The 20,123-nt window shown below is 40.2% G+C and carries 15 protein-coding genes; 7 read left to right on the top strand and 8 right to left on the bottom strand.

The features are described from left to right. The first annotated feature begins 6 nt into the window (after nucleotides 1-6). The gene (locus B4U84_RS22665; protein ID WP_131120646.1) at nucleotides 7-549 is read left to right on the top strand and encodes a ComEA family DNA-binding protein; all 543 of its coding nucleotides are present in this window, start codon (nucleotides 7-9) and stop codon (nucleotides 547-549) included. 264 nt (nucleotides 550-813) lie between these two features. On the opposite strand, the gene lepB is transcribed toward B4U84_RS22665, so the two are convergent. The 3 genes from lepB to B4U84_RS22645 form a co-directional block, all read right to left on the bottom strand. Continuing rightward, a complete protein-coding gene (gene lepB / locus B4U84_RS22660) occupies nucleotides 814-1,386 on the bottom strand; it encodes a signal peptidase I (protein ID WP_017311423.1) in 573 nt (190 codons plus the stop codon). A gap of 433 nt (nucleotides 1,387-1,819) precedes the next feature. Then, on the bottom strand, nucleotides 1,820-2,131 hold the full coding sequence (locus B4U84_RS22650; protein WP_131120645.1) for a DUF6464 family protein: 312 nt from the start codon (nucleotides 2,129-2,131) through the stop codon (nucleotides 1,820-1,822). 344 nt (nucleotides 2,132-2,475) lie between these two features. Continuing rightward, nucleotides 2,476-3,831 carry a helix-hairpin-helix domain-containing protein gene (locus tag B4U84_RS22645; protein ID WP_131121039.1) on the bottom strand — a complete coding sequence of 452 codons (1,356 nt, stop codon included), beginning with the start codon at nucleotides 3,829-3,831 and terminating at the stop codon, nucleotides 2,476-2,478. A 205-nt stretch (nucleotides 3,832-4,036) separates the two neighbouring features. On the opposite strand from B4U84_RS22645, the gene gatA reads away from it, so the two are divergent. Next, complete coding sequence (gene gatA / locus B4U84_RS22635; protein WP_131120644.1) at nucleotides 4,037-5,494, top strand: Asp-tRNA(Asn)/Glu-tRNA(Gln) amidotransferase subunit GatA; 1,458 nt, start codon at nucleotides 4,037-4,039, stop codon at nucleotides 5,492-5,494. Nucleotides 5,495-5,672: 178 nt separating this feature from the next. On the opposite strand, the gene B4U84_RS22630 is transcribed toward gatA, so the two are convergent. Further along, the gene (locus tag B4U84_RS22630; RefSeq protein ID WP_017311417.1) at nucleotides 5,673-6,593 is read right to left on the bottom strand and encodes a helix-turn-helix domain-containing protein; all 921 of its coding nucleotides are present in this window, start codon (nucleotides 6,591-6,593) and stop codon (nucleotides 5,673-5,675) included. Between the two features lie 152 nt (nucleotides 6,594-6,745). Here B4U84_RS22630 and B4U84_RS22625 point away from each other — a divergent pair, with 152 nt between their 5' ends. Together B4U84_RS22625 and B4U84_RS22620 are read left to right on the top strand one after the other, a co-directional pair. Beyond that, a complete protein-coding gene (locus B4U84_RS22625; RefSeq protein WP_207390981.1) occupies nucleotides 6,746-7,627 on the top strand; it encodes an alpha/beta hydrolase in 882 nt (293 codons plus the stop codon). 224 nt (nucleotides 7,628-7,851) lie between these two features. Then, nucleotides 7,852-8,955, top strand: coding sequence for a helix-turn-helix domain-containing protein (locus B4U84_RS22620; RefSeq protein ID WP_017311415.1), 1,104 nt, complete (start codon nucleotides 7,852-7,854; stop codon nucleotides 8,953-8,955). Between the two features lie 124 nt (nucleotides 8,956-9,079). Here the strand turns inward: B4U84_RS22620 and mgtE are convergent, their stop codons facing one another. Then, nucleotides 9,080-10,435 (bottom strand): magnesium transporter, encoded by a 1,356-nt coding sequence (gene mgtE, locus B4U84_RS22615; RefSeq protein ID WP_131120642.1) that lies wholly within the window; start codon nucleotides 10,433-10,435, stop codon nucleotides 9,080-9,082. Between the two features lie 987 nt (nucleotides 10,436-11,422). Between mgtE and B4U84_RS22610 the strand changes: the two genes are divergently transcribed. From B4U84_RS22610 to B4U84_RS22600, 3 genes are all read left to right on the top strand, one after another. After that, nucleotides 11,423-14,629 (top strand): glycoside hydrolase family 15 protein, encoded by a 3,207-nt coding sequence (locus tag B4U84_RS22610; RefSeq protein WP_131120641.1) that lies wholly within the window; start codon nucleotides 11,423-11,425, stop codon nucleotides 14,627-14,629. A 348-nt stretch (nucleotides 14,630-14,977) separates the two neighbouring features. Continuing rightward, on the top strand, nucleotides 14,978-15,835 hold the full coding sequence (locus B4U84_RS22605) for a hypothetical protein (RefSeq protein ID WP_131121037.1): 858 nt from the start codon (nucleotides 14,978-14,980) through the stop codon (nucleotides 15,833-15,835). 79 nt (nucleotides 15,836-15,914) lie between these two features. Further along, nucleotides 15,915-16,154 (top strand): DUF3825 domain-containing protein, encoded by a 240-nt coding sequence (locus B4U84_RS22600; protein ID WP_131120640.1) that lies wholly within the window; start codon nucleotides 15,915-15,917, stop codon nucleotides 16,152-16,154. 87 nt (nucleotides 16,155-16,241) lie between these two features. Here the strand turns inward: B4U84_RS22600 and nadA are convergent, their stop codons facing one another. The 3 genes from nadA to B4U84_RS22585 form a co-directional block, all read right to left on the bottom strand. Next, complete coding sequence (gene nadA, locus B4U84_RS22595; protein WP_131120639.1) at nucleotides 16,242-17,216, bottom strand: quinolinate synthase NadA; 975 nt, start codon at nucleotides 17,214-17,216, stop codon at nucleotides 16,242-16,244. A gap of 95 nt (nucleotides 17,217-17,311) precedes the next feature. Further along, on the bottom strand, nucleotides 17,312-18,697 hold the full coding sequence (locus B4U84_RS22590) for a dihydroorotase (protein ID WP_131120638.1): 1,386 nt from the start codon (nucleotides 18,695-18,697) through the stop codon (nucleotides 17,312-17,314). A 20-nt stretch (nucleotides 18,698-18,717) separates the two neighbouring features. Then, nucleotides 18,718-20,073: a histidine phosphatase family protein gene (locus B4U84_RS22585; RefSeq protein WP_131120637.1), complete on the bottom strand. Its 1,356-nt coding sequence runs from the start codon at nucleotides 20,071-20,073 to the stop codon at nucleotides 18,718-18,720. Between the last annotated feature and the right edge of the window lie 50 nt (nucleotides 20,074-20,123).

Genomic DNA, 20,123 nt, shown 5'->3' with positions numbered 1-20,123 from the left:
AGTGAAATGAACTCAAATAGGCTGCCATTTCCACTCAACCCCAGATTGCAAAAACTGCGTTCTAAATTACTGAATGATCCTTACTATAGATTACAGTCAACAGAAGAAATCGCGATCGCAGTATCTTTAGGTATACGCATAGACGCCAATCAAGCAACTGTGGATGATTGGTTGCGCCTACCTGGTTTATCTATTCATCAGGCGCGATCGCTTGTAGAACTCTCTCAAAATGGTATCAAATTTTACTGTATTGAAGATATCGCTGCTGCTTTGAGTATATCGGTACAGCGACTCAAGTCTTTAGAGACTATATTAGATTTTAGTTATTATGATGACGATTCTGTAAATAATATTACTTATAAAATTAATGCCAATACAGCAACAGTTGAAAGTTTAGTCAAAATACCATTTATAGAACTATCTATCGCTCAAGCAGTGATTGAAAATCGTCAATCAGCTGGGCCTTATCGTAACCTGGTAGATTTCCAACAACGCTTAAATCTATCCAGTGATATCCTTACACAGCTGATGTATTATCTCAGGTTCTAAATAGGATCGGGGAACGGGGAATGGGGATCGGGGATCGGGGAACGGGGATTAGGGAGTGTGGAGAGACAAGGAAAGGGGGACAAGGAGGACAAAGGAGAAAAGGGAGAATAATCAGTTATCAGTTATCAGTTATCAGTTATCAGTTATCAGTTATCAGTTATCAAATTAAACAGTTAATAGTTAACTGATTCATGCCCAATCCCGATCCCCGATCCCTGATCCCCTTTCCCCTTTCCCCGATCCGTGATCCCCGTTCCCCGTCTATTAAACCAACCCAATGCGGTCAAAGGGCCAAAAACGAAAAACTGCCCGACCAATAATATTTTTTCTGGGCAAAAAACCCCAGTAACGGGAGTCATTACTATCATTGCGATTATCTCCCATGACGAAAAATTCATTTTCTGGGACTCGCACTTGTGTAAATGGCTGGATTGGTGGTTCGGCAATATAATCTTCTTGTAAGGGTTTTCCATTGATGTAAACCTTGCCACCAGTAATTGCAACTGTTTGACCGGGTTCACCGATTACACGCTTAATGAAAGCTTGGTCTTTTGGGTATCCTCTTTGTTGTAGTTTTTCGGGAGGCTGAAAAACAATAATGTCGCCTAAGTGTGGAGGGTGAAAAGAGTAAGAAATTTTTTCTACCACCAAGCGATCGCCTGTATGTAGAGTCGGTACCATTGAATCTGAGGGAATGTAGCGAGGTTCAGCAATAAACGTTCTGATCAAAAATGCTAAAACTAAGGCTATGGCAATCAAACCCAAATTCTCCCGCACACTGCGCCATACTCCTGACGACGCAGAAGCGTCTTGTGTATTACTTTTTTGAGGGGTCATAGAAGTTAACTATTTGGTTCCAAAATTAGACGAACACTTTACTTATCTTGACGCTAAATATATCTTTTATTGACAATCCTGCGGGTACTCTGTCCAGAAAATGGGGATTGGAGATCACGGACAACACAGACAAGGGAGGCAAGGGAGACAAGGGGGAGAGGGGAGACAAGGGAAGGGACAAACAACCAACTAAATATGCATATTGATATCGAATACGACGAACATCAAAAAAATTATTTTGTGATTCTCTGCACCCTGCTTTAACTATAGATGAGATGAAAGAATTATTTGCTGAGGTGGGTTTGCAAGCAGTGGAGGTTTATCAATGAAGCGATCGCCACTGGACAGCACACACACATTGGAATTGGTAAGACTTTACCAATGACAAACGACAAATGATGACCTTGGCTAGTTAGCTTTAATTTGTGCCGACCTAGTTCATAAATTCTTTAGCTTCATAGTAACGGCAACCTTCACAGGGTCCACTAGGATTGACGGCACAGCGTAAATAGCCAGAACGAGCATTATACCGACAGCTGACGTCACCAATAAGATAACCTACCCCTTCTAGGTAGTAGCGATCGCTTGCATCTGGTCTAGTGTCTATTGATATTGGTTCTCTGGGAAAACCTCTCGCTACGCGTCTAAGGTGCGATCGCATTCTCGCCTGGGTTTTACGCATTAACCACAGGGAAAGTAGCGATGGTAAGAAACCAATGGCAATCACCAAAAGTGTTCTAAACACCTTCTTTATACCTCTTGTGTGCGCTTTTCTTCTCTAGTGTTACATATTCACTCTTGAGAAAGAAGTCATTCAATTTTGGATTTTGGATTACTCTACCTTGAAGCCGCTTACGCTCGAATTTCCCCTCCCCGATTTCGGGGAGAGGATTAAGGGATGGGGTAAAATTCTGTGCAGCTTCACGAAGAATTGGTATTACTTGAAAAAATCAATTTAGATAATTTTTTACCAAAATCCAGCAGATTTCAGGTAAATTAAGTACAAATTTTAAAAACAAAGCCATATACCAAGAAACTTTCAACTCTGTTAATAGTTAAGAGTTTCCTGTTAAGAGTTCCCTGCTGTAACTATGTATTAGTAAGTAATTGTGCATGAGCAGAGAATCGAGCATTTTGTAAAGCCAAAACAGCATTTCGAGAATCCTGTACCCAAAATTGACGTCCGAAACGGACGAGATGACGAGAATTTTCAGCTTGAACAATTCCAATTACTGGAACTTTGGCTTTTTCTTTATCCCCAGACTGTTCTTGCAGAATTGTTAGTAAGCGACGGTGTTCTTCAAAGGTAGCTGCCTGTTGAGCATTCAATTCTACCATCACCATTTTTACTGTTTCTACTGCTTCTGCATCCTCAACAATAAATTGAGTTTGGTCATCTCGTCGGTCTACTTTACCCCAAACTATTAATCTAGAATCAACTTGCAGAAGTGAATTAATACGTTCGTAGGTTTTAGGAAAGGCAATTGCTTCGGATTGGGAAGTTAAATCTTCTATTTGTAATATTGCCATGGGGTCACCTTTTTTGGTGATAACTTTTTTGACATTATTGAGCATTACTACTGCACATAAAATAGATTCCTCTTTTTGTTCACTTAATTGAGAAAGATTAATTGGTGCGAGGACTCGTGCGGAATTGCGTACGGATTTCAGCGGATGATCTGATACGTAAAAACCTAATAACTCTTTTTCTTTGCGTAACTTTTCTTGGGGAGGTAAATCAGGAACAGGTTTAGCTTTGGGAGCGCTATCAAAACTATTTTGGATATTATTTTTATTAGTATTGCTAGCAAATCCACCGCCTAATAAATCAAAGAGATTACCTTGACCCGTGACTCTATCTTTGGCACGGGATTGGGCCCAATCGTAAACTAGAGGCAAATCATGAAGTAATTGATTACGATTGGAGTCAATTTTGTCAAAAGCTCCACAATAAATTAGTGATTCTAAAGTGCGACGGTTTACAGTACCCAAATCAACGCGATCGCAAAAATCAGATAAAGACTTAAACTCGCCTTTAGATTCTCTCGCTTCCAAAATAGCAGCGATCGCATTTTGTCCGACATTTCGCACTGCTGACAATCCAAACAAAACTTTCCCATCCAAAGGGGTAAAATCGATCCCAGAACGATTTATATCAGGTGGGTCGATCTGAATACCCATATTTGTACAGGTAGCAATATATTTTTGCACCTTATCTGTATCGTCACTGTTAGCCGTTAACAGTGCTGCCATATACTCTAAAGGATAATTAGCCTTTAAATACGCAGTTTGATAAGTTACATAACCATAAGCTGTAGAGTGGGATTTATTGAAACAATTGGAAGCCACCAAACCATTTTTGATCACAAAATTATGGTTTTGCTCTACTCCAATGTCATATACATTCTGTATACCTAATAATCTGCGTGTTACAATTTTCACAATTTTGTCCTTTGTCATTGGTCATTTGTCAGAGCATGGGGCATTGGGCATGGGGCATTGGGAAGAGACTTGTTAAATAATTCTCCCCACACTCCCTTATCTCCCTTGTCTCCCTTGTCCCCCTTCCCTTGTCCCCGATCCCCGATCCCTGATCATAAATTGTCAAACTGTACTAAAATCAATGATTTGAGTCACTAAGGAAGCAATCATGGCATCCATCCGCGAGTTGCACAAACAGCTAGTTAAAAAAGAACGTTGTGCCGTAGAAATTACTCAGGAAGCTTTAGACCGCATTCAAACACTAGAGCCAAAATTACACAGTTTTTTGTGCGTAACTGCCGAACGAGCATTGGAACAAGCGCGGGCGGTAGATGCTAAAATCGCCGCAGGCGAGGAAATTGGGTTATTGGCAGGTGTTCCCATTGGTATTAAAGACAATATATGTACAAAGGGAATCACTACTACTTGTGCTTCCCGAATTTTAGAAAACTTTGTGCCGCCCTATGAGGCAACGGTAACACAAAAGTTGGCAGCAGCTGGTGCTGTGATGGTGGGAAAAACCAATTTAGATGAGTTTGCTATGGGTGGTTCCACAGAAACTTCAGCTTATGGTTTGACTGCTAACCCTTGGGATTTATCGAGAGTTCCGGGTGGTTCATCTGGTGGTTCGGCGGCCGCGGTAGCAGCAGGAGAATGTACTGTATCTCTGGGTTCTGATACTGGGGGTTCGATTCGTCAACCTGCTTCTTTCTGTGGTGTGGTGGGGATGAAACCAACCTACGGATTAGTTTCACGTTATGGTTTAGTGGCGTTTGCTTCATCTTTGGATCAAATTGGCCCCTTTGCTCGTTCTGTGGAAGATGCTGCAACATTATTACAAGCGATCGCAGGTCACGATCCTAAAGATTCTACTAGCTTAAAAGTTTCGATTCCCGACTATACCGCAAGTTTACAGCCAGACCTCAAGCCAAGAGGACAACTCAAAATTGGCGTGATCAAAGAAACCTTTGGTGAAGGTCTAGATTCACAAGTTGAAGAGGCTATTAATATAGCACTTGCTCAACTGCAAAATCTGGGTGCAGAAATTCATATTGTTTCCTGTCCCCGCTTCCGTTATGGTTTGCCTAGCTACTATATCATTGCTCCTTCGGAAGCTTCAGCAAACTTAGCTCGTTACGATGGCGTCAAATACGGTTATCGTGCTGATGAAGCGGAAAACTTGATTGAGATGTACACCCGTACTCGTGCAAGCGGTTTCGGTACAGAAGTCAAACGTCGGATTATGTTGGGAACCTACGCTCTTTCAGCAGGGTATTATGATGCCTATTATTTAAAAGCACAAAAGGTACGCACCCTAATTAAGGAAGACTTTGAAAAAGCTTTTGAACATGTTGATGTTTTAGCCTGTCCCACAGCTCCCAGCACAGCATTTAAAGCAGGAGAAAAAACTGCTGACCCTCTAAGTATGTACTTAGTTGACTTGATGACTATTCCCGTAAATCTAGCAGGTTTACCAGGTATAAGTGTACCCTGTGGTTTTGATGACAGTGGACTACCGATTGGTTTACAGTTAATTGGTAAGCCTTTACGAGAAGACCAACTGTTTCAAGTGGCTTACGCTTATGAACAATCTACTCAGTGGCATTTACAAGTACCGCAAGTATAGTTATTGGTCAATTGTCAATGGTCAATGGTCAATAGTCAAAAACTGTTGACCAATATTTCTTTGATGGTATGGATTTAGTCAGATTTCACTATTGGAGTCAATTCTAAAATCCAAAATCCATAGACGCGATAGCGGCTTCTCAAAGAGTAATCCAAAATCCAAAATTGAATACTATTGACTATTGACTATTGACTATTGACTCTGGACTATTAACCCTGGACTCTTGATTATTAACAATTTCAGGAGTAAAAGTTACTGTCTTAGCCTTTCCTAAACCTCCAAGGGGTTTTTGTTCACTGTTGTTAGCAGAAACCAATACAGCACCTGCATTTCCAGAACGTACAGTCAATTGCTTGTTTGCTGTCCAAGTTTTTCTGTCTCCCTTATTTAAAGTCCCTTCAAACATAGTTTTACCATCTGCTTTGACTCGTATCCATGATTCTCCTTGCAGTTCTAGTGTTACTTCAACTGGAGATGCTGGTGGGGTGGAAGGAGATGTTTCTGGTAGGGGAGTTGTAGTTGTTGGTGTGGTAAATGGGGATAGTGTTGGTGACGCAGCTAAGGATGCTGCTGGTGATGGAGTTGCTGTTGCTGGGGTAGTAAATGGGGACAATGTTGGTGATGCAGCTACAGTTGTAGATAGTGTTGTTTGTGGAGAAGCTTGGGATTTTTGATTCTGAGCAACAGAATCGGCTGGAGTTTTGGGATTAAGACGAAAAAACAATATAAAAGAAGCAAGTGTTAATAATACTACGTAAGGAACAGCAAGAGGGATATGTATACTTGAGCTTTTCTGTGCCTTCTTACCATCATTACCAGAATCGAGCAGGAAGAAGTTAATTGCAAAATTTTTGGCTAATGCTACACCATCAAGTCCTAATGCGTCACCGTAGCGTCGGATAAACCCTTGTACAAAAATTGGCTCTGGTAAGTCTTCATATCGACCTTCTTCCAATGCTTCTAAAAATGCTTGTCTGATCAGGGTTTGAGCAGTTATTTGTTCTATACGCACGGATTTCTCTTCGCGTATCTGTCGTAAATATGCTCCGATTTCCTTGAGCTGCTCTTGTTGAGCCTCATTAAAGGACGTCACTGTCATCTCCCAAAATCTACTGAATAATCTACTATTCTTTATTTATTAAACTTTTAAATCATAATTTTTTTGATAAACAATGTTACTTGGCAAAGACGAAATTTACAAGCTTTTGCGATTATATTGTATACATAAATACTGGCATTTAACAGATTAAGTTGCAACATAAAATACAATTGTTCACCAATATATTATTTTGGCTTGGAACCCTTACAGGACTCATCTACTGTGCTGTATGTATACTTCTTTTTTTCCAACAAACACGGTTTATCTTTTTCCCGTCTTCTAAAGTTGAAACAACACCAAGGTTTTTAAATTTACATTATGAAGAAGTTTGGATACCTATACAAATTCAATCGCATCAGGTGGAATATATTCACAGCTGGTGGCTCAGACCAAATCAATCGAATGGGAAAGTTGTACTTTATTTACATGGTAATGGTATAAATATTGGCGCCAATATTGCTAATGCCAGTAGATTTTATCAACTAGGGTTTTCGGTATTATTAATTGACTATCGAGGTTATGGTAACAGTCGAGGTCGTTTTCCTAATGAAAGGCGAGTATGTGAAGATGCTGCGATCGCTTGGAATTATTTAGTACATCAACGCAAAATTGCACCCAGTCAAATTTTTATCTATGGTCATTCTCTGGGAGGTGCGATCGCTATTGATCTAGCTATTAAACAGCCAGAAGCCGCTGGATTGATTGTAGAAAGCTCTTTTACCTCAATTCGCCAAGTGGTAGCTTACCGGAACATTTTTCGGATGTTTCCTGTCGGCTTAATATTGACACAGCGATTTGAATCAATTCAAAAAGTACCTCAGTTAAAAATGCCTATTTTATTCATTCATGGGATCAGTGATATCACTATCCCTGCTTTCATGAGTGAAGAATTATATGCTGCTGCTCCTGAACCGAAAAGATTACTTTTAGTTTCCGATGGTGGACATAATAACATCGCAGAAGTAGCTGCTGCTGAGTATTTACAAGCAGTGCTTTGGTTATCCAACCAGCTTAATCAAACAAATAAAAATTAAATCATCTTTTCATTGAAAGTATGATTTTTAATAGTAAATTAAGTAAAGACTATTGTATAAAAAACCAAAAACATACTGTTGAAAGTACTAACAAATTTATTTGTTATTGCTTTTGAGAATGGTGATAAATTTATACTTAACAATCCGGATATGAGAAAATAATTTTAGAAGAAATGACACAGGTATAACTTTTTTTGCTTTGATTACTACAGAGACTTATAGTAATGGTTACTACACCTGTGTGCTTTTCACAAATATTAGAGAATCCCACTATTGAAATTTCTCAAGATGAATTGCGATCGCTGTTAGGAGAAATAGAAGCAGAACTGCATAATTCTCTGGTTTACCGTCGTGCTTTAGCTACAATACAAAAACTACTTGGTGACTCTGCTGACCAAGGTAAATTATTGATCAAAGCCGTGGCTAGAGAAGTGATTGATTTAGCATTTCAACAATTAGTTCAAAAGTATCAACAAGTTGAAAAACCTCTGGAAAAATTTACAGGTAATCAACCACAAGCAGAGACTGCTGATTTCACGGAAAAGACGCAACAAGATAATTACAATAATTTATCAGAGTGTTTAACAGACGTAAAATTTCATACTTTTGAAAACAAAGAAAATACTAAAATAGAAAACATAACATCTCAACAGCAGTTAGTAGCAAATATAGCTAACAACGAAAATATTACGGTAGTAAAAACACCTTTAGAATGGCTCAAAAATAAAACAGTTTCCCAAACAGAAGTCACAACGCAAACCACAGATCAACAACGTACAGAAAGTCTGCGTCAAATAGGGGAACAACTCCGCCAAGCTCGTGAGTCTAGAGGTCTTTGTCTTGATCAGCTCTGCGTTTACACTTACATCTCACCTCATCAAATGGAAGCGATAGAAAATGGGAACTGGGAGTTATTACCAGAAGATGTGTTTGTGCGCGGTTTTATCCGTACAATGGCAAATGTTTTAGGACTCAATGGAACAGCTTTAGTCGCTTCCTTACCAGCACCAGAAACAACAAAATCTGTTTTACCCTCCTGGAGTGAGTCGAAAAAAACTTCTAAACAACTAAACTTTGAAATTCGTCCTATGCATTTATATGTGGGCTACACTGCTCTTGTTGCTGGTGCTGTAAGCGGATTATCGTACATTTCCCAACAAGGAGAAACTAGCAGATTTGTGAATCAAAATACAGTTACTCCCGCTCCTACCTCTTCTTCTGTTTCAGGCTCACTCAAGCATAATGAATCCAAAATTATACCGGGAATCAAGTCTAGCGATGCTGGTGTGACCGTCGGACCAGATATTTCACCACCAGAGGCGTTGTAGAGGGATTGGGGAAAGGGGAAAGGGAGACAAGGGAGACAAGGGGGACAAGGGGGACAAGGGGGAAATTTCTCCCTATCTCCGATCCCTGATCCCCGATCCCCCTTGAGCTAAAAAATAGTAAAAGTTAGGGTTTCAAGTGGAATATATGCAAAGCACTAGAAATTAAAGTTAAGAAAATGACAAACCCGATCGCATCCAGCATGGTTGTCACTAATGGTCCACTAACTAGTGCTGGGTCGAGTTTGAGGCGCTTTAGAACCATTGGTAACAAAGTCCCTAAAGTGACGGCGACAAGGGTATTTATCGCCATTACCGTTCCAGCAATCAATGATACCCAACGTTCTTGAGGAGGCGCCCAAATTAAGGAAAGACAAATCATCGTCAAACCTAAAGCTATAGCTGTACCCAAACCTGCTGTCAGTTCTTTACGCAGAAGTTTCAAAGTATCCTTGGGTGTGACTTCTCCGACTCCAAGTCCGCGAATTGTCACTGTTAAAGCTTGAATGCCAACAGTACCACCTGTATTGGAGAATAGGGGCATAATTACAGCCAATACTGGCACCATCGAAATAGTAGATTGAAATGGGGCGATCGCACTGGATGCTCCGATGTACAACAGCATCACTCCAAATAGCCAGGGTAAACGTTTTTTGAGCGTGATCAATGGAGAAGACAAAGTAGCTTCGTCACCACCACTCACCCCTGCTAATTTTTGAATATCTTCTGTAGCTTCTTCTTCAAGAATATCAATTACGTCATCAATGGTGATAATACCAACTAGTCGTTCTTCCCGGTCAACCACAGGTAAAGCGATCAAGTCGTATCGTTGCATGATGCGGGCGACTTCTTCTTGGGGCGTTTCTGTTTTGACATTGACAACGCGATCGCTTGCGATACTCCCAATCAAAACATCAGGAAAAGTAAACAACAATTGTCGCAGAGAGACAACACTTACCAACTTGCGGTTGTCATCTGTCACATAGGCGTAGTAAATCGTTTCTTTGTCTTCGTCTTGGCGACGAATTTTGCTCAAAGCTTCGCCTACAGTCAGTCCTTCCCGCAAGCGTACATATTCTGTGGTCATTACCCTGCCGGCAGTGCCTTCAGGATAACCGAGAATTGTTGCTGTTACTTGTCTTTGCTCTGGACTAAGTTCCTGTAATAAGCGTTTAACAACCTTTGCAGGTAACTCATCAAATAATTCTGCCCGATCATCGGGACTCATATTTTCGACAATTTGCACAACCTGCACATCATGCAGAGAATTGATTAATTCTTCTTGCACGTCTGGAGGTAGATATTCAAAAACGTCTGTAGCTTGATGTTTATTAAGTAGACGAAATGCGATCGCCCTTTGTTTTCTGGGTAACTGGGTGATGTACTCTCCGACATCAACCGGTTGTAAACGGTTTAAATCCCATTTGAGCTGATTCAAGTCAGCAACGTCAATGACAGAATTGCGAACGTCCTGTACAAGCATTTATTTAACCTCCCAATTGCCTCCCCCGCGCCGGGAGACAAACTCGCCAGCTTAGAGGAGGATAGTACTACCGTCTTGTGGACTTTGGTCCATAAAATCTCTGGAACTCAACATCGATGACCAATCAAGGCATCGCTCAATTTAAGACTACCCTGGAGCTGTTAAGCATCCGGTGAACGCTTAAGCGTCAAAGTGGATATTATGTAATGCTACACACAAGCAACCCACTTAGCTACCCTGATTTTTTGATTACTTTGAGTAGATTCTACTACTGTTAGCAAATGTGTCAAGCTTCTCTCAGGATTAATTTTTCAACTTTACGAAGTTAAAACAATTACTCCTTGAGAATTAGTGATTATTGCAAGGTATTTTCAAGGTATTCATCGGCAAAAATTCAACAATCCTAACTGACACTATTAGTTTTACTAGTAGCAATTACTACTGCAATTCCACTGAAAGCTGGCAGCCAACCGATTTTAGATTTTAGATTTGCGATTTTGGATTGATGATTGTATGTTCCCTCCACAAGGGGTGAGGCTTGAACCGAAAAAATAATCTAAAATCGTCTATCTGGTTCGTTAAAAAAGATTATTTTCATAGTCTATAGAAGACGGCTATATATCAAAATTTGAAAAAATCATAATTTTGTTAAATTAGGCATCATTATTAATAGTTAATTAATTAATAATTATTTTGATATATTGCAGAGAATAATGTTTTTTATCAACAAATTGCAAAGGATACAAATAAGGAGAGAAAAAGGAATTTTACAAATAATTTAATGTTGCTATATAATATTAGTCTTAAACAGGACTTACGCACAGGTAACGGAAAAATGAACCGCAGAGGACGCAGAGTACACGGAGAAATAAGAGTTTGAGAGGTTTTTGCATAAGTTCTATTAAATTACAGCAAAATAAAATTTTGCTGAGATAATTAAATACAAAGTCACAGGGTTATTTTCCAGAATCTACTGTTTAATTCAACATGAAAAAAGCTTCCAAATTGCCACAACGTCTAGAGAATTATTATCAGCAAATCAAGACAATAATCTTAGCACGGCAAAATCCAATTACTGGTTTATTACCTGCAAGTACAGCAATCACTGCTCATGGTGATTACACTGATGCTTGGGTACGTGATAATGTTTATAGTATTTTGGCTGTTTGGGGGTTAGCGCTAGCGTACCGCAAGGTTGATGAAGACAAAGGACGCGCCTATGAGTTAGAACACAGCGTCGTCAAATTAATGCGGGGTTTGTTGTTTGCGATGATGCGACAGGCGCACAAAGTAGAAAAATTTAAACATACTCAGTCACCTTTAGATGCTTTACATGCCAAATACAATACGGCTACAGGAGATATTGTTGTTGGTGATGAAGAATGGGGACATTTACAACTAGATGCAACATCAATTTTTTTGTTGATTTTGGCACAGATGACTTCTTCAGGATTGCAGATTATTTTTACTCTTGATGAAGTCAACTTTGTCCAAAATTTGGTTTACTACATTGGTAGGGCTTATCGCACACCTGATTATGGAATTTGGGAAAGAGGCAATAAAATAAATCATGGTAATGCAGAATTAAATGCTAGTTCTATTGGTATGGCGAAAGCTGCTTTAGAAGCAATTGATGGACTAGATTTATTCGGTGTATGTGGTAGTCAAGCATCAGTAATTCATGTACTACCAGATGAAATTGCGCGTGCCAGAATTACTCTTGAATCTCTACTACCAAGAGAATCTGCTTCTAAAGAAATAGATGCAGCACTTTTGAGTGTGATTAGTTTTCCGGCGTTTGCAGTTGAAGATATACAATTACGCGATCGCACCCGGAACGATATTATTACAAAACTCGAAGGTAAATACGGTTGCAAGCGTTTTTTACGCGACGGACACCAAACTGTTTTGGAAGATAACAAACGTCTGCACTATGAACCGTGGGAACTGAAACAATTTGAAAATATTGAATGTGAATGGCCTTTATTTTTCACCTATTTATTTTTAGATGGGTTATTTTGTGGCAACGAAGAGCAAGCGAAATATTATCAAGAACGTTTAGAATTTTTAGTTGTAGAAAAAGATGGCTTGGGTTTATTACCAGAACTTTATTATGTGAGTGCAGAATTGGTCGAAGCAGAAAAACAAACACCATCCACTCAGCCACGTTTACCTAATGAAAATGTACCTTTAGTATGGGCGCAGAGTTTATATTATCTCGGTCAAATGCTCAGTGAAAAATTAATTGCCGTGGGAGATATTGATCCCTTGGGGCGACACTTACGCATGGATAAACACCGAGAACCTCTAGTACAAATTGCTTTATTGGCAGAAGATGAAGATTTACAAGCAGAACTAGAAGTTTACGGAATTGAAACCCAAACACCCAAGCAAGTAGAACCAATTCAAATCCGCCAAGCTGATGATTTTATCAATATTTATGCTCAAATTGGACGTAGTGACAAACTCGGTTTAACTGGACGTCCACCCCGTCGTCCTCGTAGTTTAACTACATCAAGAATTTTTCGTATTGGTAGTGAAACAGTTGTATTTTTACCTTCATTTTTAGATCCTCAGCAATTCTATTTAACTCTGGATTATCATTTTTTGATCGCGCAATTACGCAGTGAACTTGCTTATATTCAAAAATATTGGAGTGATTTAGGGCGTCCGATTCTGACTTTAATGTTGACACGCACAATGTTAGAAACTGGTTCCGAGGCGCTACTAAACCTCATGCAAGAACTCAAAGATGGTATTTGTAACGGTGTGCAGGTAAAATTAGGACGGCTGAATCAGTTGATGTTGACAGCAGCGATCGAACGAATTGATTTTCTGCCAGAGTTTAAATTTAGCCTGTCTTCCGTCAAAGATGCCAAACCCCGCTGCGTTTATTTAGCACTACATCCAGATAAAAATTGGCCTTTGGGACATATTCAAGAATTCCAAGTAGAGTACGAAACCAACTTTGGGTTATTGCTTGGTTACTTGCGTTCCTCAGAAAATATTTACGAACAAATAGAATTGTTGCAGACGCTGACACGTTTGCAAGGACTAGATTTTAATACAGGTTTTGGCGGGCCAGGAAATCTTGTCACAGTCGGAGATTTACTAGATGAAGTTTACACCAAAGCCGCACAATTAGGGATGTGGGCGGTTGTACGGCGTGCAGCAGGGTTGCGGCAAATGGCGTATATTGCTTTATCAGACGTAGTTACCAGTATCATCGTCCGTGGTAAGCAAATAGCAGTTGGTAAAGCTTACAGTGAAGCTTCATTGATGACTGTACCCCTTTCCCATAACGAAATTGTCGAGAAAATCAATCATTTTTGTCGCGAAGATATACGCGATCGCGTTTTAACTCAAGAAATCCTCATTTATCTGAGTACCCTAATCAAGTCAGAACCACAATTATTTAAAGGACTACTCACCCTCAGAGTAGGTTATCTAATTTTGTTGCTTACCAGCGAACTTGCACAAGAGTTGAAACTGACTCAAGATGAAGCCTACGAAACTTTGATGCAACTTTCACCATTTGAAGTCAAAACTCGGTTAAGCCAGGTATTAGGCGAGTATTCAGACATGAGTAAGCTATTACGTCAGCAAGAGTCTTTGCACGTCAAACAAAAAGAAAGCGATATTGAGTGGGTGGTACAACCAATAGTTTTCGAGGACATCGAAGTTCAACCGGGTGGTTGGCGACGGTTTCGTCAAGCTGAAGGTGCGACAGGACGCACACCTAAAGACTTTTTTAAACAAGTTTGGCTGTTAATGCATCATTGTAAGGGTTTGGTAATTGGCGATAAATTAGAACGTCGCAACCGCTTAGAAAGTAAAGAGATGATTTCCGAAATGACAGCCGGGGAAAAGAACTTTGCCCTGCAAGTAGAACATCTGTTAAATAAAATAGAGGCCCCCGAATATCGCCAAGTCAATATCGAAACATTAATGGAATTAGCTGCGATCGCATCCAATAACCCCGACTTGCAAATCGAAGAATATATAGTCTTAGATATATTAATCGGTCATGCTGTCAGACTAGCATGGTTGGATGGACATCCAGAAAGAGGCGATCGCTATGATGAAGATAAAGGAAGTGCGTGGCGATCGTTTTACAATACTTCTCCCAAAGAATGTGCTAGTTACGTAGTGAAGGCGTTTAGGTTCTTGACCGAGTTTGTGCAAGAGTTTTAAACGCAGAGGATCGCGGAGCAATACTACTCGGATAATGTAAATCAATTGACGTTTAAATCATGTAGAGACGCGATATATCGCGTCTACAACCCCAAAAATATGACGAAAAATCCTAGACCTTGCAGTATTGGATCGCGGAGGAAAACGCACCAGATAGCCTTGACACGCCAGTAGAGTGGCGATTAGTGGGAAAAAATAAATTTTCAATTTTTAGGCTACATGTGGCAAGCTAGTGTTTTTACTCATACAATCAAAAACAGGCTTTGTTGTATCCAGCACAAGTCCAAATATGTTTTCACTGATTTGTCGGTTATAACTTAGGCTGAAAAGCGATCGCACTTTCACATGATGCTAAACAGAACCAATGATATCGCTTGGCAAGCACGTCAGGGTAGCGTTGCTGCGATTATCCAAGTGTTAAATGAAAAATTAGCAAATTCTGGCGTGAGAACCAGAGCAATTTATCATGATGGTGTATTGCAAATTCTATGTGAGGCTTCCACACTAGATAAACTAGAGCAATCCACTTTAGTGAAACGAATTCAGCAAATTCTGGAGTCAATCAAACCCCGTAATATTGGTAGAGTCAATATTAGCAGTCGCCTTGTTCAAGAACAACAATTGTTATGGTTAGAAGAAATTATTCGTGATCCAGAAAAGCAACTGTTGTGGTCAGAAGAAATTATCTTAGAACAGCCTAATGTTTTTCAGCAATTAATTAAGAATTACCAAGAGCAAAAATCTGAGTCAGACAAACTAAATTTCCATAAAATCCAATTTTATCAGCCAATACCAATTAACAAGAAAACTAATTATTCTGCTTGGAGCCAGTTATTATTTTCTTTAAGTTTAAGTTTATTTTTACTCTTATTAAGCTCAGTGATTTATGCAGTGTTAAATGGTAAATTACAAAATCCCTTCATACCAGAAACAGCAAAATCTTTAATCCCAATACAAAAATCTCCAAACTCAGAAGACTCATTTGTAATAGCAGTACGCATTGCTAACCAAGCTTCCGATGCAGGTAAAATAGCAAAAACCTCAACTCAATGGTTAGAAATAGCAGCTGACTGGCAAAGAGCTTCTGAGTTAATGGGTAATGTTCCACCTAGCCATAGTCGTTATCAAGAAGCACAAATTCGGACGAAATTGTATAAGAAATATAGTGAAGCGGCGCAGAAAGAAGCGGAGAAGAGTAAATTTTAGTTTTTCTGTTAAGTGATATTACATATAAGAGATCCTAGAATAAAATTTACCGAAACTAAAACAATCATAATTAATTTTGATGCTGAGACGTAATTATAAGGCAGCAGTTCCTCAGTTTTTTTGGGATAAAAAAGCTACATTAGGTCAACTCCAACTTCTTCTTCCACTTTGCATGACTAGTTCATCAAAGGCAGATGTAGCTCTTGTTATTAATAGAACTAATGATGTTTACTCAGGTGAAACAATTCTGACTTTGGATATGGCATATAACAATGCAAGATTATTAGCAAAACCTGATACTGAGTCGCTACAGCCATAGTAAACAGATTGGGTAGAGCTAAACAAAAGCCCATACCCAAAAAATTATATAGAGATGCGAGCGATCGCATCTCTACCCAATACCTAACTAAACACTCATCTCTAACATCCGTTGAATCGGACGCAAGGCTGCCAATCGTATCTTTTCAGACATCGTTATTTCCGGCGCACGATTTTTCATAGCCAAATACAATTTTTCCAAAGTATTCAACCGCATAAACGGACATTCATTACAATTACAATTATTAATTGGTGGCGCAGGAATAAAATTCTTGTGAGGTGCAGCTTTCTGCATCTGGTGAATAATTCCCGGTTCCGTAGCGACAATAAATTCTTGAGTTGGGCTTTGTTGACAATATTTAAGTAAAGCTGCTGTAGAACCGATGAAACTAGCATGACGCAAAACAGCAGGTTCACATTCTGGGTGTGCGATCGCTTCTGCTTCTGGATGTGCTATCTTCAATTGGACGATTTTCTTTTCTGAAAAAGTTTCATGGACAATACAGCTACCTTGCCATAACACTAGATTTCGGCCAGTCTGTTCCATGACATATCGTCCCAAATTCCGATCTGGTGCAAAAATGATCGGTACATCTTTGGGTATCTGCTGCACAATTTTGACAGCATTGGAACTCGTACAAATAATATCGCTCATTGCTTTAATTTCAGCAGAGCAATTTATATAAGAAATTACTAAATGTCCGGGATGTGCTGCTTTAAATTCTGCAAACTCTTTTGGAGGACAGGTATCTGCTAAAGAACAACCTGCGTCTAAATCTGGTAACAGCACCATTTTATCGGGATTGAGAATCTTCGCTGTTTCAGCCATGAAGTGAACGCCAGCAAAGACGATCACATCAGCATTGGTGTCAGCTGCTGCTTTAGAAAGTTGGAGAGAATCGCCAATAAAATCTGCAATATCTTGAATATCTGGATCTTGATAATAATGAGCCAGGATTACCGCATTCAATTCTTTTTTTAACCTTGCGATCGCCGCAAATAAATCTAATGGTAATGCACCCGGTTGGGTTTGATCTCGTTGAATAAGTGCAGTTGTAAACACAGTTAGGCGTAGCTTTATTTTACAAGTGGTTGTCTTGTTTCAGTAATTATAGTAGTTTTTACCAAAAATGTAAGGAGGGGTAACACTCCCTTGGCCTAAGGTACCCAAATTTTCACTACCCTACCGATCAACTGTTGTCCCAACCAAGACGTATTTTGCGAGAGAGTGCGGAGACTTTGTCCATCCACTTTCCAGCTTTTCTGGGGATCAAATAGTGTTAATTCTGCTTTCTCTCCAGGAGCGATCGCATTCAAGTTCTGTTTTAAACATTCCGCTGGACGATGACTCAATGCTTGCCACAATTCTAGGGCGCTAAATTCACCAGTTTCTACCAAATGTTGCCACAACAAAGGTAGTGCTAATTCTAAACCTATGGCTCCCGGTGGTGCTTCGGCAAATGCTACTGTTTTTTCTTCGTAGGTGTAGGGAGCGTGATCAATAGCGATCGCATCTATAATTCCTGTGCGTACTGCCTGCCGTAATGCCAATAAATCATTCGGATTACCCAACGGCGGCTCTAAATGTAAGTTTGTACTATAACTTTTAAGTGCTTCCGTGTCAAGTAAAATATGCACCCAAGTGGTGCTAGCGGTAATCGGTAAGCCTTGCTTTTTTGCTGATGCGATCAATTCGACGCTGCGGGCAGTGGAAACCCGCATAATATGTACTGGTGTTCCGGTTGCAACTACCAATTCGATCAAAGTGGCGATCGCAGAGGTTTCTGAAGCCGCTGGATTTCCTGGTAAACCAAACCGTAGCGAGTCTGGACCTTCACGCATGACTCCATTAGACTTGAGTTGGCGATCGCAACACCAAAACGCCACAGGCTTTTCCAAGGGCTGGAGATATTCTAATACTCGCCGTACCAATGCTGTATTTTCCAAAGGTTGACCATCAGCAAAACCGACTACCCCTACCGCCGCTAAATCTGCCAACTCTGTCATTTGCTTACCACCAATATCCAGAGTGATCGCACCCCAGACGTTGAGTTGGGGAAGAGTAGGAGACAAGGGAGACTGGGGAGACAAGGGAGACTGGGGAGACAAGGGAGAAAAATTGCTTCCTTGTCCCCCTTGTCCCCCTTGTCCCCCGTATCCCCCGTATCCTCCTTGTCCCCCTTGTCTCCGGTATCCCCGCATCTTCTCCCAAAACTGCGCCACCACCGCCGGGTTATCTACAACGGGCGATGTGTCGGGTAAAATGCTAATTCTGGTAAAGCCACCAGCCGCAGCTGCTTGTAGTAAAGAAGACAGAGTTTCTCGTTCTTCAAATCCCGGTTCTCCGGAGTGGCTATACAAATCTATCAACCCTGTTCCTAAGACTAATCCACGGCAATCTCGGATGTGAGTGTCTGATGCTACATCAGAAATACTATTAGCTACTGTTTTAATATAACCAGCATTAATTAGCACATCACCTACTTGATCAGTGCCAGAAACCGGGTCAATAATCCGTACTTGTTGTAATAATTCACTTGTCATATCATAACTAGGACTTGCTCTTACAACGCCCCTGCTGCGGTTTTATCTAGCACCCCGCCACTCAAGTGAGTGGTAATATTCATTGCTTGCAACACTGGTAAACCATTCAAGCCTGAAGGGTAATCAATGACACTGACTGCACCATTACCCTGACGGAAATTCCAGAAATTATCTGCTGATAAACCTAGAACATGGCAAAGCAGAGTTTTATTAGTAGCATCATGAGCAACGACTATGCCAGTTTGGAGTTGGTTTGTCAATGCGGTTTCTACTACAGACTGCCAAGTTGCCACACTGCGTTCCCATACCTGTTGTAAATTTTCTCCTGCGGGCATTTGTACTTTATCTGGTACTGTTCGCCAGCGCTGCAACTCTCCGGGAAATTCTTGTTCAATTTCTGATTCTAATTTTCCTTCCCAAAGTCCGTGACTAATTTCTCTCAAACCATCTAGCAATTCTAACTTAATACTCTGGTGATTATTTAAGATAATTTCAGCTGTTTCCTTCGGACGCAGCATCGAGCTTGTGATGGCAAAATCAAGTTCTACATCTTTGAGAAATGAGGCAGCTTTTTGTGCTTGTAGCCTACCATTATCATTGAGAGGAACATCAATTTGACCTTGAAATTTCCCTTGGCGGTTCCACTCGGTTTCGCCATGACGAATCAGTAACAAACGCACACCTTGATGGTTTGGTCGCAAAGAAGGGAGAATATCTCCCAAGTGTTGCGTTTGATTCATAGATTCTAGCTGGACTGCATCTCCCAAACCACCCGCAAAGTTAAGGACGCTGATGTTGCAGTTAGATTGCTGGAGAGAATGGTAGCGAAATGGAGAAATTCCCAACGCTGTGCTGATTAAAGCTCGATTAATTCCGTTATGTCCTACAATTAATATAGTTTGCCCTTGATGACGGGACAGAATTTCTTGCCAAAATTGCCGTGCTTGTTCGTACAAAGATAAAATCGGATTATGTTTTCGGCTATTCCCCTGACTATCTGGAACAAGCATCTGTAGTTGATCGGGTGATTGCTTCCAAATGCGGTACTCTTCAGGAAATTTCTGCTTCACTTCTGCTACAAGCATTTTTTCCCACAAGGGTAAATCAACTTCTAGCAGTAAATCAGAAGTTTGAGGAACAATAGACTGATCAGAATTATTTTCTAGCGATCGCCAAATTATTTGTGCTGTTTCTTTGGCTCGCTGTAAAGGACTACTATAAATTGCATTAAATGAAATATTACTGAGGGCTTTACCAACTAAACTGGCATCGTTACAACCTTTTTCAGTTAATGTAGACGCATCGGTGCGCCCTTGAATACGCTTTTCCGTATTATACGTGCTTTGACCATGACGCACTATGATGACCCTAGTCACTTTTTGCCCTCCTCTCTCTAAAGGACTCATTCTACTGCAAAATGTTTACA

The organism is Westiellopsis prolifica IICB1 (assembly GCF_004323185.1).
Taxonomy (GTDB): Bacteria; Cyanobacteriota; Cyanobacteriia; order Cyanobacteriales; family Nostocaceae; genus Pelatocladus; species Pelatocladus prolificus_A.
This window is presented reverse-complemented; position numbering and strand designations above follow the sequence as displayed.

Excerpts from the sequence above, each read along its gene's own strand:
- B4U84_RS22665 (WP_131120646.1), top strand. The coding sequence starts at position 7 with ATGAACTCAAATAGGCTGCCATTTCCACTCAACCCCAGATTGCAAAAA.
- lepB (WP_017311423.1), bottom strand. The coding sequence starts at position 1,386 with ATGACCCCTCAAAAAAGTAATACACAAGACGCTTCTGCGTCGTCAGGA.
- gatA (WP_131120644.1), top strand. The coding sequence starts at position 4,037 with ATGGCATCCATCCGCGAGTTGCACAAACAGCTAGTTAAAAAAGAACGT.
- B4U84_RS22630 (WP_017311417.1), bottom strand. The coding sequence starts at position 6,593 with ATGACAGTGACGTCCTTTAATGAGGCTCAACAAGAGCAGCTCAAGGAA.
- B4U84_RS22620 (WP_017311415.1), top strand. The coding sequence starts at position 7,852 with ATGGTTACTACACCTGTGTGCTTTTCACAAATATTAGAGAATCCCACT.
- mgtE (WP_131120642.1), bottom strand. The coding sequence starts at position 10,435 with ATGCTTGTACAGGACGTTCGCAATTCTGTCATTGACGTTGCTGACTTG.
- B4U84_RS22610 (WP_131120641.1), top strand. The coding sequence starts at position 11,423 with ATGAAAAAAGCTTCCAAATTGCCACAACGTCTAGAGAATTATTATCAG.
- B4U84_RS22605 (WP_131121037.1), top strand. The coding sequence starts at position 14,978 with ATGCTAAACAGAACCAATGATATCGCTTGGCAAGCACGTCAGGGTAGC.
- B4U84_RS22600 (WP_131120640.1), top strand. The coding sequence starts at position 15,915 with ATGCTGAGACGTAATTATAAGGCAGCAGTTCCTCAGTTTTTTTGGGAT.
- B4U84_RS22590 (WP_131120638.1), bottom strand. The coding sequence starts at position 18,697 with ATGACAAGTGAATTATTACAACAAGTACGGATTATTGACCCGGTTTCT.